General features: G+C 73.0%; 9 protein-coding genes. 2 read left to right on the top strand and 7 right to left on the bottom strand.

Annotated features, from left to right (window positions below; translation table 11 throughout):
• Positions 1-33 precede the first annotated feature (33 nt).
• Complete coding sequence (locus AC6CH9_RS05860) at positions 34-696, bottom strand: HAD family hydrolase (RefSeq protein ID WP_498154057.1); 663 nt, start codon at positions 694-696, stop codon at positions 34-36.
• Positions 697-766: 70 nt separating this feature from the next.
• The gene (gene dxs, locus AC6CH9_RS05865) at positions 767-2680 is read right to left on the bottom strand and encodes a 1-deoxy-D-xylulose-5-phosphate synthase (protein ID WP_498154058.1); all 1914 of its coding nucleotides are present in this window, start codon (positions 2678-2680) and stop codon (positions 767-769) included.
• A gap of 203 nt (positions 2681-2883) precedes the next feature.
• Here dxs and AC6CH9_RS05870 point away from each other — a divergent pair, with 203 nt between their 5' ends.
• Complete coding sequence (locus tag AC6CH9_RS05870; RefSeq protein ID WP_498154059.1) at positions 2884-4335, top strand: GuaB1 family IMP dehydrogenase-related protein; 1452 nt, start codon at positions 2884-2886, stop codon at positions 4333-4335.
• Positions 4332-5039, top strand: a complete 708-nt coding sequence (locus AC6CH9_RS05875) for an NUDIX hydrolase (RefSeq protein ID WP_498154060.1) — start codon at positions 4332-4334, stop codon at positions 5037-5039. Before AC6CH9_RS05870 ends, AC6CH9_RS05875 begins: the two co-directional genes overlap by 4 nt.
• 17 nt (positions 5040-5056) lie before the next feature.
• Here the strand turns inward: AC6CH9_RS05875 and AC6CH9_RS05880 are convergent, their stop codons facing one another.
• From AC6CH9_RS05880 to AC6CH9_RS05900, 5 genes are all read right to left on the bottom strand, one after another.
• Entirely contained in the window at positions 5057-5518 is a 462-nt protein-coding gene (locus AC6CH9_RS05880; protein WP_498154061.1) for a DUF1801 domain-containing protein, read from the bottom strand.
• Positions 5519-5684: 166 nt separating this feature from the next.
• The gene (locus tag AC6CH9_RS05885; RefSeq protein ID WP_498154062.1) at positions 5685-8504 is read right to left on the bottom strand and encodes an aconitate hydratase; all 2820 of its coding nucleotides are present in this window, start codon (positions 8502-8504) and stop codon (positions 5685-5687) included.
• Positions 8505-8732: 228 nt separating this feature from the next.
• Positions 8733-8963, bottom strand: a complete 231-nt coding sequence (locus AC6CH9_RS05890) for a hypothetical protein (protein WP_498154063.1) — start codon at positions 8961-8963, stop codon at positions 8733-8735.
• A gap of 99 nt (positions 8964-9062) precedes the next feature.
• Positions 9063-10271 (bottom strand): class I SAM-dependent RNA methyltransferase, encoded by a 1209-nt coding sequence (locus AC6CH9_RS05895; protein WP_498154064.1) that lies wholly within the window; start codon positions 10269-10271, stop codon positions 9063-9065.
• Positions 10272-10568: 297 nt separating this feature from the next.
• On the bottom strand, positions 10569-12572 hold the full coding sequence (locus tag AC6CH9_RS05900) for an APC family permease (RefSeq protein ID WP_498154065.1): 2004 nt from the start codon (positions 12570-12572) through the stop codon (positions 10569-10571).
• Between the last annotated feature and the right edge of the window lie 68 nt (positions 12573-12640).

Consider the following 12640-nt stretch of genomic DNA (forward strand, 5'->3'; position numbering starts at 1 on the left):
GGCGGTGAGCCGGCGGCCGTGCGCCGGCGCGCACTACGGCGCGGTGAGCGCCGCCTCCCGGGCGCAGGCGACGACGTCGTGCACCGTCGCCCCCAGGACGTCGGGCAGCGGCCCGCCCGTCCACGCGCGCCCGTGGGAGACCCAGCCGGTGCGCGTGCCGGCGGCCCGGCCGGCGGCGACGTCGGCGTGCGCCGCGTCCCCGACCATCCAGACCTGCGCACGGTCGGCGTCGGCCGCGCCGACCCGTTCGAGCGCGACCTCCAGGAGCCGCGGGTCCGGCTTGTCCACGCCCTCCTCGCCCGACACGACGACGGCGTCGACGTGCGCCTCGATCCCGCAGCGGGCCAGCTTGCCGCGCTGCTGCGCGGACGTCCCGTTCGTCACCACGACGACCGCGTCGCCGTCGGCGCGCAGCGCGTCGAGCAGGGCGAGCACGCCGTCGTACGCGCGGACGTGGTCGAGGATCCCGGCGCGGAAGCGGTCGACCGCGGCGAGCAGGTCCTCGTCCCAGCCGAGGCGGTCGACGATCACGCGCGCCACGTCGGTCTTGACCGCGAAGCCTCCCTGGTCGGCGGCGACGATCGCGGCGAGGTCGGAGGCGGCGCGTCCGGCGCGCGCGACGGCGTCGGCCGCCCAGGCGGCGAACGCGTCGTCGCGGCCGACGAGCGTGTTGTCGAGGTCCAGGAGCCAGATCACGCCCGGACCCTAGCGCGGACGACCCGGGCGCCGCCCGGACGTCCGCGGCGGGCGCCCCGACGCCGACGGCTCAGCCGCGCGTGAGCGCGGCGAGCGCGTCCAGGACGTCGCGCGCGACGTCGGCCGACGTGAGCCGGTTGGCCGACGCGACCTGGTCCCGGGTCGCGTGGTCCAAGAACTGGGCGGGCAGCCCGAGCGCGTGCACCGGCGTGCGGACGCCGCCCTCGAGCGAGCGCTGGGCGAGGAGGGCGCCCACGCCGCCGTCGGCGACGCCGTCCTCGACGCTCACGACGAGGTCGTGCTCGCCGGCGAGCTTGACGAGCGCGCTCGGCATCGGCAGGACCCAGGTCGGGGACGCGACGGTGACGTCGACCCCGTGGGCCGTGAGCGACTCCGCCGCGTCGAGCACGACCCGCGCCATGGATCCGGGGCCGACGAGCAGGACCCGAGCGCGGGGGCCGGAGGCCTGCGGAGCGGTCGCCGGCGCCTCGCCCGGCACCGCGAGCAGGTCCACGCCGTCCACCGTGTCGACGGCGGGCAGCGGGTCCCCGAGCGCCCCCTTGGGGTAGCGCACGACCGTGGGGGCGTCGTCCACGTCCACGGCCTCGCGCAGCGCCGTCCGCAGCGTCTCCTCGTCGCGCGGCGCGGCGAGCCGCAGACCGGGCACGACGCGCAGCATCGCCATGTCCCACATGCCGTTGTGGCTCGCGCCGTCGTCGCCCGTGATGCCCGCGCGGTCGAGGACGAACGTCACGCCGGCCTTGTGCAGCGCCACGTCCATGAGGACCTGGTCGAACGCGCGGTTGAGGAACGTCGCGTACACGGCGACGACGGGGTGCAGCCCCGCGAACGCCATGCCCGCCGCGGAGGTGGCCGCGTGCTGCTCGGCGATCCCGACGTCGAACGTGCGCTCCGGGAACGCCTGGGCGAACGGCTTGAGGCCGACCGGCTCGAGCATGGCCGCGGTGATCGCGACCACGTCGGACCGGCGGCGTCCGATCTGCACGATCTCGTCCGCGAAGACGCTCGTCCAGCCGAAACGGGACGGCGCGACGGGGAGGCCGGTCTCGGGATGGATCTTCCCGACGGCGTGGAAGCGGTCGGCGACGTCCTGCTCGGCGGGCGTGTACCCGCGCCCCTTCTCGGTGATCGCGTGCACGATCACGGGCGCCCCGTACGCCTTGGCCCGGCGCAGCGCGTGCTCCATGGCCTCGACGTCGTGGCCGTCGACGGGGCCGACGTACTTGATGCCGAGGTCCTCGAACATCCCCTGCGGGGCGACGACGTCCTTGAGGCCCTTCTTCAGGCCGTGCAGCCACTCGTAGGCGAACCGACCCGGCGCGCCGGACCGGTTGAGCGTGCGCTTGCCCCACTGGAGGAAGTTCTCGTAGCCGTGCGTGGTGCGCAGCGTCGACAGGTGGTGCGCGAGCCCGCCGATGGTCGGCGAGTAGGAGCGGCCGTTGTCGTTGACGACGACCACGAGGCGCCGGTCCTGGCCCTCGGCGATGTTGTTCAGCGCCTCCCAGGCCATGCCGCCGGTGAGGGCGCCGTCGCCGATGACCGCCACGACGTGCCGGTCGGTGAGACCCCGCACGACGTTCGCCTTCGCGATGCCGTCGCCCCACGAGAGCGCGGTCGACGCGTGCGAGTTCTCGACGACGTCGTGGTCGGACTCGGCACGCGACGGGTAGCCGGACAGGCCGCCCTGCTTGCGCAGCGCCGAGAAGTCCTGGCGTCCGGTGAGGAGCTTGTGCACGTAGGACTGGTGCCCCGTGTCGAACACGAACGTGTCCGTCGGTGACGAGAAGACGCGGTGCATGGCGATCGTGAGCTCGACGACCCCGAGGTTCGGGCCGAGGTGTCCCCCGGTGCGGGAGACGGAGTCGACGAGGAACGCACGGATCTCGCCGGCGAGCTCCTGCGTCTGCTCGAGGGTCAGCCGTTGCACGTCCTCGGGCGAGGTGATCGTGCCAAGCAGGCTCATGCAGATGCTCCGTTCCGTTCCCGTGCGACCAGCCCGACAACTCTAGGCCGTCCGGGCGGGTGACCTGCGCAGCGGTGCGCGGGGCGACGGGACCTTCACGCCATTGACCCACACTCCGGCGCCCGACGCACGGACCGCGCAATGGTGGAATCTCACTTCCGCACTGCGGACAACGGCGAGTCCCGACCTCGTAGGATGGGTGCATGCGCTTCCTGCCCGGCCAGTCCCCCGCGACCGACCTCACGTACGGCGACGTGTTCCTCGTCCCGTCGCGCTCCGAGGTCACCTCGCGCTTCGACGTCGACCTCTCCTCCGCCGACGGGACGGGGACCACGATCCCGGTCGTCGTCGCGAACATGACCGCCGTGGCGGGCCGTCGCATGGCGGAGACGGTCTCGCGCCGTGGCGGCGTCGCGATCATCCCGCAGGACGTACCGACCGACGTCGTCGCCGACGTGGTCGCCGACGTCAAGTCCAAGGACCCCGTCATCGAGACCCCCGTGGTCGTCGGCCCGCACGACACCGTCCACACGGCCCTGACCCTCATCGGCAAGCGCGCGCACGGCGCCGCGGTCGTCGTGGACGGCGGGCGCCCGGTCGGCGTGGTCACGGAGGCCGACTGCGCCGACGTCGACCGCTTCACCCAGGTCCACCAGGTGATGACCACCGATCCCCTGGTCCTCGACGCCTCCGTCCTCGACGGAGGCCGCGCGGGGCTGGAAGCCGCATACGACCAGCTCCACACCGCGCGCCTCAAGGTGGCGCCCGTGACGCGCGACGGTGCGCTCGTCGGCGTCCTCACGCGCAAGGGCGCGCTGCGCTCGTCCGTCTACCCGCCCGCGCTCGACGCAGCGGGCCGCCTGCGCGTCGGCGCCGCCGTCGGGATCAACGGCGACGTCGCCGGCAAGGCCAAGGAGCTCCTGGCGGCCGGCGTCGACGTGCTCGTCGTCGACACGGCGCACGGGCACCAGGCCAAGATGCTCCAGGCGCTCGACGCCGTGCGCTCGGTCGGTCCGGACGTCCCCGTCGTCGCGGGCAACGTCGTCACGGCGGACGGAGTGCGTGACCTCGTCGCCGCGGGCGCCGACATCGTCAAGGTGGGCGTCGGCCCGGGCGCGATGTGCACGACGCGCATGATGACCGCCGTCGGGCGCCCGCAGTTCTCCGCCGTCCTCGAGTGCGCCGCCGCGGCGCGCGAGCTCGGCAAGCACGTCTGGGCCGACGGCGGCGTCCGCCACCCGCGCGACGTCGCCCTCGCGCTCGCCGCGGGCGCCTCGCAGGTGATGATCGGCTCGTGGTTCGCGGGGACGTACGAGTCCCCCGGCGACCTGCGCGACGACGGCACCGGCCGGCTCTACAAGGAGAGCTTCGGCATGGCGTCCGCACGCGCCGTGGCCGCGCGCACCGCGGGCGGCTCGCCGTTCGACCGCGCGCGCAAGGCCCTCTACGAGGAGGGCATCAGCTCGGGGCGCATGTTCCTCGACCCGCAGCGTCCGGGCGTCGAGGACCTCCTCGACCAGATCACGTCGGGGCTGCGGAGCTCCGCGACCTACGCCGGGGCGTCCAGCCTCGCGGAGTTCGCCGACCGTGCCGTCGTCGGGATCCAGTCCGCCGCGGGCTACGAGGAGGGCCGCCCGCTCCCGGTGAGCTGGTGACCACCGGCACGACGGGCGCGCGCCCGGCCGCGCGCGAGCAGCTCGCCGCCCTCGCGCGCGACGGCGGCGCCTGGCCCGAGCCGTGGCTCCACGCCGTCGGCGCCCTGCGCGACGACGCCCGCGGCGCCGCCGTGCTCCTGCTGTTCGGCGCGCTCGACCGGATTCCCGCCGAGCACGCCGCGGCCTCGGTGCCGCGCGACCTCGACGTGCTCCTCCTCGCTCGCGCCGCGACGCTCGGCCACCACCCCGGCCAGGTCGCCTTCCCCGGAGGACGGCTCGAGCCCGAGGACGACGGCCCGGTCGGCGCCGCGCTGCGCGAGGCCGAGGAGGAGACGGGCCTCGAGCCCGACGGCGTCGACGTGCTCGGCACGCTCGGCGAGCTGCCCGTGCCGGTGAGCAACCACCTCGTGACGCCGGTCCTCGCGTGGTGGTCGCGCCCCACGCCGGTCCGCGCGGTCGACGCCGCCGAGTCCGCGCACGTCTTCCGCGTCTCCGTCGCCGACCTGCTCGACCCCGAGCGTCGGCGCACGGTCACGGTCCGGCGCGACCGCCGCGTGCACAAGAGTCCTGGGTTCCTCGTCGAGGCGGACGGCCGCGAGCACCTCGTCTGGGGGTTCACGGGCGGGATCCTCGACGCCCTGTTCGACCGGCTCGGCTGGACGGAGCCCTGGGACCGGACCCGTACGCTGGACGCTCCGCTCTGACCGACGACGCGGTCGGGTCAGGAGGGCTCGCCCGCCGACGGCCCGGAGAGCCGGCGTCCGAGCTCGGGGTCGCCCGTGAGCGTCGCGTGGGAGCGCCGCACGACCTCCTCCAGGACACCGAGGTCGACGGCGTCGAGGTCCTTCACGTAGACGCAGCCCTTGCCGACGGTGTGCGGGCCCAGGCGCTCCAGCAACGCGGCGTGGGCGTCGACGCCGTCCATGAGGTAGACGGTCGTCGCCGCCTTCCGCGGCGAGAACCCCGCCGTGGCCATGTCGCCCTCGCGACCGCTCGCGTAGCGGTAGTGGTACGTGCCGAACCCGACGATCGACGAGCCCCACATGCGCGGCGGCTCCCCCGTGACGTGGGACAGGAGCTCGACGAGCCGGTGCGCGTCGCGGCGCCGGACGGGGTGCTCCACCGCCGCGAGGAATGCCTCGACGTCGGCGTCCGTGGGCTGGGTCGTGCTCTCGCTCGCCATGCCCCAGTCTCTCGCGGCACGGCGGTGGCGTGCGAGGTCGGCGCTCCCGCGCAGATTCGGCAACCACGACCGCCCGCCGACGACGACGGGGCGCTCACCTCGAGAGGTGAGCGCCCCGCCGGGGTGCGTCTGCGCCGTCGGGCAGGCCCGCAGCGCTAGCGGTGGCTCACGCCACCAGGGAGCGCAGCACGTACTGGAGGATCCCGCCGTTGCGGTAGTAGTCCGCCTCGCCCGGGGTGTCGATGCGCACGACCGCGTCGAACTCGACGCTCGTGCCGTCGCCCTTGGTCGCGGTGACCTTCACCGTCGAGGGCGTCGAGCCGTCGTTCAGCGCCGTGATTCCGGCGATGTCGAACGTCTCGGTGCCGTCGAGGCCGAGCGACCCGGCGTTCTCGCCCGCCGGGAACTGCAGCGGCAGGACACCCATGCCGATGAGGTTCGAGCGGTGGATGCGCTCGAAGCTCTCCGTGATGACCGCCTTGACGCCCAGGAGCGCCGTGCCCTTGGCCGCCCAGTCGCGCGACGAGCCGGAGCCGTACTCCTTGCCGCCCAGGATGACGAGCGGCGTGCCCTGCGCGGCGTAGTCCTGCGCGGCGTCGTAGATCGTGTCCTGCGCGCCCTTGACGAAGTTGAAGGTGTAGCCACCCTCGACGTTCTCCAGGAGCTGGTTGCGCAGGCGGATGTTCGCGAACGTGCCGCGGATCATGACCTCGTGGTTCCCACGACGCGAGCCGTAGGAGTTGAAGTCGCGACGCGCGACGCCGTGCTCGGCGAGGTACTTTCCGGCCGGCGAGTCCACCTTGATGGCACCGGCGGGGCTGATGTGGTCGGTCGTCACCGAGTCTCCGAGCTTCGCGAGCACGCGCGCGCCGGAGATGTCGGTGACGGGCGACGGCTCCATGCCCATGCCCTCGAAGTACGGGGGCTTGCGCACGTAGGTCGACTCCGCGTCCCACGCGAAGGTGTCGCCCTCGGGCGTCTCGAGCGCGCGCCACCGGTCGTCGCCGGTGAAGACGTCCGCGTAGTCCTTGGTGAACATGTCGCGGTCGATCGACGCGTCGATCGTCGCCTGGACGTCCTCGGGCGACGGCCAGATGTCCTTGAGGAAGACGGGCTCGCCGTGCGGGTCCGTACCCAGGGGCTCCCCGTCGAAGTCGAAGTCCATCGTGCCGGCGAGGGCATAGGCGATGACCAGGGGCGGCGACGCGAGGTAGTTCATCTTCACGTCGGGGTTGATGCGCCCCTCGAAGTTGCGGTTCCCGGACAGCACCGAGACGACCGACAGGTCGTGCTCGTTCACCGTCGCGGAGATCTCGTCCGCCAGGGGGCCCGAGTTGCCGATGCAGGTCGCGCAGCCGTAGCCGACCAGGTGGAAGCCGAGCTTCTCCAGGTACGGCCAGAGGCCCGACTTCTCGTAGTAGTTCGTCACGACCTGCGACCCGGGGGCCATCGAGGTCTTGACCCACGGCTTGGACGCGAGGCCACGGTCCACCGCGTTCTTCGCGAGCAGCGCCGCCGCGAGCATGACCGACGGGTTCGACGTGTTGGTGCACGAGGTGATCGACGCGATGACCACGTGGCCGTGGTCGAGCTCGGTCGACGTGCCGTCCTCGAGCGTCACCGGGACGACCTTGTGCGGGCGCTTCGCGCTGTCGGCGTGGCCCGGCGCGACCGGGTGGTCCGACTCGTTGTCGTGCGCACCGGCAGCGATCGGGTCGGACGCGGGGAAGGTCTCCTCGACCGACTCGTCGAGGCCCGTGAACGGCGCGGCCTCGCCGGCGTCGACGTAGTCGAGGATCGCGGAGGCGAACGACTCCTTCGCCTCGCCGAGCTCGATGCGGTCCTGCGGGCGCTTCGGCCCGGCGATCGACGGGACGACCGTCGAGAGGTCGAGCTCGAGGTACTCCGAGAACACCGGCTCGACGTAGCTGTCGGACTCCGGGTCGAGCCACAGGCCCTGCTCCTTGGCGTACGCCTCGACGAGCGCGAGCTGCTCGTCGCTGCGGCCCGTGAGGCGCAGGTAGTCGATCGTCACGTCGTCGATCGGGAAGATCGCTGCCGTCGAGCCGAACTCGGGGCTCATGTTGCCGATGGTCGCGCGGTTCGCGAGCGGCACCTGGGCCACGCCCGCGCCGTAGAACTCGACGAACTTCCCGACGACGCCGTGCTGGCGCAGCATCTGCGTGATGGTGAGCACGACGTCCGTCGCGGTCACGCCCGCAGGGATGGAGCCGTTGAGCTTGAAGCCCACGACGCGCGGGATGAGCATCGAGACGGGCTGGCCGAGCATGGCCGCCTCGGCCTCGATGCCGCCGACGCCCCAGCCCAGCACGCCGAGGCCGTTGACCATCGTCGTGTGCGAGTCGGTGCCGACGCACGTGTCGGGGTACGCGCGCAGGGTGCCACCCACCTCACGCGTCATGATCGTGCGCGCCAGGAACTCGATGTTCACCTGGTGCACGATGCCGGTGCCCGGGGGGACGACCTTGAAGTCGTCGAACGCCGTCTGGCCCCAGCGCAGGAACTGGTAGCGCTCGTGGTTGCGCTGGTACTCGAACTCGACGTTGCGCTCGAACGCGTCCGAGCGGCCCGCGACGTCGATCTGCACCGAGTGGTCGATGACCATCTCGGCCGGCGCGAGCGGGTTGATGCGCGACGGGTCGCCGCCGAGCTCCGCGACGGCCTCACGCATGGTGGCGAGGTCGACGACGCACGGCACACCGGTGAAGTCCTGCATGATCACGCGCGCGGGCGTGAACTGGATCTCGGTGTCGGGCTGCGCGTCCGGGTCCCAGGACGCGAGCGCACGGACGTGGTCCGCGGTGATGTTGGCGCCGTCCTCCGTGCGCAGGAGGTTCTCGGCGAGGATCTTCAGGCTGTACGGGAGGCGCTCGACACCCTCGACGGCGGACAGGCGGAAGATCTCGTACGAGTTCTCACCGACCTCCAGCGTTCCCTTCGACCCGAACGTGTCGACGCTGCTCACTCGTAGCTCCTTCGTGGCGAGACGGTGGCACGGATGCCATGGTTCAGGGGGCTTCGCCCAGCCTACGCCGGGCCGGCGCGCCGCTCAGGCATGGTCCGGAGGACCGCCCTGGCGGTGGTCGGCGGCTCGTCCACGACCCGCTGCGACCTGCACCGCGACCAGCATACCCCATATATCTTGACGTCAAGATATATGCCGGGCGCGCCTGCGCCGCACGCGCCTCACGGCTCAGAGGTCGCAGTCGCACAGCAGGTTGAGCTCGACGACCTGCTCCCCCTCGTCGGGCCGCGCCCAGGCCTCCGCCTCCGCGCGCGAGGTGAAGCTCCGCCCCGCCAGCCGGCCGTTGGGCAGCAGCACGCCCACGCCGACGACGTCGCGCACGTCGTCCGAGGCGGGGAACGCCTGGTGCTCGCCCGGACCGGCCACCGTCGAGCCGCTCGCCGCACCCGTGCTCGTCATGTCCGTCACCGTCCTGCTCGTCCGACCGTCTCCCCCATCGTCCTCCCGCGACGCGCCGGGACGCACCCGGGTTCACACAGCGCCGAACGCCCTGCCGCTTCAGCGCGTCAGGACGGCGACCGCCTCGACGTGGTGCGTGTGCGGGAAGAGATCGAACGCGCGCAGGGACGCGAGCCCGTAGCCGTGGCCGGCCAGGTAGGAGACGTCGCGCGCGAGCGCGGCGGGGTCGCACGCGACGTACACGACCCGGGCGGGCTGCCGGGACGCGATCGCCTCGACCACGGCGCGGCCCGCACCGACGCGCGGCGGGTCGAGCACGACGACGTCTGCGCCGGTCGGGTCGTCGGCGAGCACCTGCTCGACAGGTCCGTGGTGCAGCTCGACCCGGTCGAGCCCGTGCGCGTTGCGGCGCGCGTCGCGCACGGCGCGCTCGTCTCCCTCGACGGCGACCACGGAGCCCGTCGCCCCGACGGCAGCAGCCAGGGGCGTGGTGAACAGCCCGGCGCCCGAGTAGAGGTCGAGCACGCGCGCGCCGTCGACGTCCCCCACGCCGTCGAGCACCGCGCGCGTCAGCGTGGCCGGCGCCTCGCGGTGCACCTGCCAGAACCCGCCCGCCGCGACGCGGTACTCGTGCTGCTGGTCGCCGAGGACGACGCGCTCGGTCACGCTGCGGCGCGCGTTGGGGCGCTGGTCGGGCGAGCCCGACCGCCACGGCTCGCCGTCCACGAGGAGGACCGGAGCCGAGCCGACGGGCGCGACGAGCTCGATCCGCGTGCCCGGCCGCCAGGTGCGCGTGAAGACCTTCTCGCGCGCCGCGAGCTCCGCGACGTCCTCGGTGGCGAGCGGCATGCCCTCGAGCGCGACGACGTCGTGGGACCGGAAGCGGTGCATGCCCGCACGGCCCGTGCCGTCGGCGACGAGGTCCACGCGCGTCCGGTAGCCGAGCCCGCCGCGCTCGCCGTCGCCCGGCAGACCCTCGACCTCTACCTGAAGGTCAGTCTCGTCGAGGTCGACCTTCCCGAGCCGGCGCAGCTGCTCGGCCAGCACGTCCCGCTTCCAGCGGCGCTGCGCGTCGAGCGCGACGTGCGCGAGCTCGCCGCCGCCGACACCCCCCGGACCGGCCTCCGGCCACACCGACGGAACCCGGTCCGGCGACGCCTCGAGGACCTCGACGGCGTCGGCGCGCCAGAACTTCGCGGCCTCCCCGCCCTCCGTGACGCGGGCGCGCACCCGCTCTCCGGGCAGGGCGTGGCGGACGAAGACGACACGCCCGTCGTACCGCGCCACGCAGTGGCCGCCGTGGGCCACCGGGCCTACCTCGAGCTCGACCTCGACCTCAGGTCGAGGGTCGATGCGGGCCGACCGACGTGTCGCGCGACCACCCTGACGGCGGGTCGTACGGCGCCCCGCGCCGCGCGCGGCGTGGCGGTCCGCGAAGGGGTCGGACGGACGGTCGGAGGGCACGGCGGGACCACGCGAGGAGGACGGCATGCACCCAGTATCCCGGACACGGCCCGACCCACCCGCCCGGGCGCCGCCCCGCGCACGACGAAGGCCCGCTCCTCTCGGGAGCGGGCCCAGGTCACGACCGTCGCCGTCGGGGGATCAGTACCCGGTGAAGCGCTGGCGGAACCCCTCGCCCTCGAGCCCGGTCTGCCCCTCTGTCGAGGAGAGCTGCCACGGCACGGACGCCACGACGACGCCCGGCGTGAAGAGCAGACGGCCCTTGAGGCGCAGCGCGCTCTGGTTGTGCAGGAGCTGCTCCCACCAGTGGCCCACGACGTACTCGGGGATGTAGACGACGACGAGGTCGCGCGGGGACTCGCGCCGCACCGACCGTACGTACGACAGCACCGGGCGCGTGATCTCGCGGAAGGGCGAGTCCAGGACCCGCAACGGGACGGGCAGGTCGAGCGCCTCCCACTGCCGCATGAGGTCCTCGACGTCCTCGGAGTCCACGCCGACGGTGACCGCTTCCAGGACGGACGGGCGTGACGCCCTCGCGTACGCGAGCGCCCGCATCGTCGGCCGGTGGATCTTGGAGACGAGGACGATCGCGTGCACCCGGCTGGGCAGGGCGCGTGCCGCCGCGGCCTCGTCGCCGAGCGCGAGCTCGTCCCGCACCCTGTCGTAGTGCTTGCGGATCGACTTCATGAGCACGAAGACGAGCGCCATCGCGAGGATCGCGATCCAGGCGCCGTGCGTGAACTTCGTGATGAGGACGATGACGAGCACCGTGCCGGTCATCGCCAGACCCACCGTGTTGACCACGCGCGAGCGCCGCATGCGCGACCGCTCGCGGGGCTGGTGCTCGGTGCGCAGCGCCCGCGTCCAGTGCCGCACCATGCCGAGCTGGGACAACGTGAACGACACGAACACGCCGACGATGTAGAGCTGGATGAGGCGCGTGACCTCCGCGTCGAACGCCCAGATGAGCACGATCGCCGCCACGGCCAGCGTGATGATGCCGTTGGAGAACGCGAGCCGGTCGCCGCGCGTGTGGAGCTGGCGCGGCAGGTAGCCGTCCTTCGCGAGGATCGAGCCCAGGACCGGGAAGCCGTTGAACGCCGTGTTCGCGGCGAGCACGAGGATGAGCCCCGTCACGGCGGACACGACGTAGAAGAGCACGGGTGCTCCGCTGAACACGGTCTCGGCGAGCTGCCCGATCACCGGGTGCTGCACGTAGTCCGCGGGCAGCGGCTCCCCGTTCAGCGAGAGCTGCGTGTGCGGGTCCTCGGCGTAGTGGACGCCGGTCGCGCGCGCGAGGAAGAGGATCGACATCATCATCACGGCGGAGATGCCGCCCAGCAGGGCGAGCGTCGTGGCGGCGTTGCGCGACTTGGGCTTGCGGAACGCCGGGACGCCGTTGCTGATGGCCTCGACGCCCGTGAGGGCGGCGCACCCGGACGCGAACGCCCGGGCCACGAGGAAGGCGCCCGCGATGCCGATGAGTCCCTGGTCGAACCCGCTCTGCGCCGTGAGCTCGAACTCCGCGCTCTCCGCCGGGCCGAGGTTGCCGGTGACGTACTGGAAGAACCCGACGACCGCCGTCGTGCCGATGGCCAGCATGAAGAGGTAGACGGGGATCGCGAAGAACGTCCCCGACTCCTTGACCCCCCGCAGGTTGACGAGCGTGAGGACGACGACGAGCCCGATCGCGAACGCCGCCTCGTGGTCACGCAGCGCCGGGATCGCGCTGGCCGCGTACTGCGCCCCCGAGGAGATCGAGACCGCGACCGTGAGCACGTAGTCGACCATGAGCGCCGACGCCACGCCGACGCCCGCGGTCGGGCCGAGGTTGACCGTGGCGACCTCGTAGTCGCCGCCGCCCGACGGGTAGGCGCGCACGTTCTGGCGGTACGACGCGACGACCGTCAGCAGCACGACCACGACGGCGAGACCCACCCACGGCGAGATCATCGTCGCGCTGAGGCCCGCGAGCGCGAGCGTCAGGAGGATCTCGTCCGGGGCGTACGCGACCGACGACAGGGCGTCGGACGCGAACACGGGCAGGGCTACACGCTTGGGGAGCAGCGTGTGCCCCAGGTGCTCGCTGCGGACAGGCCGCCCGAGCAACAGCCGCTTCGCGGCATCAGCGATCTCCGACACGAGGCCTCATGCTATGCCCGACGGCGCCCGGTCGCGCTGGTGCGCGCCCGGCGGCCCGGCGAGCGGTA

This window comes from Cellulosimicrobium sp. GQ32 (genome assembly GCF_059758455.1).

Excerpts from the sequence above, each read along its gene's own strand:
- dxs (WP_498154058.1), bottom strand. The coding sequence starts at position 2,680 with ATGAGCCTGCTTGGCACGATCACCTCGCCCGAGGACGTGCAACGGCTG.
- AC6CH9_RS05890 (WP_498154063.1), bottom strand. The coding sequence starts at position 8,963 with ATGACGAGCACGGGTGCGGCGAGCGGCTCGACGGTGGCCGGTCCGGGC.
- AC6CH9_RS05880 (WP_498154061.1), bottom strand. The coding sequence starts at position 5,518 with ATGGCGAGCGAGAGCACGACCCAGCCCACGGACGCCGACGTCGAGGCA.
- AC6CH9_RS05870 (WP_498154059.1), top strand. The coding sequence starts at position 2,884 with ATGCGCTTCCTGCCCGGCCAGTCCCCCGCGACCGACCTCACGTACGGC.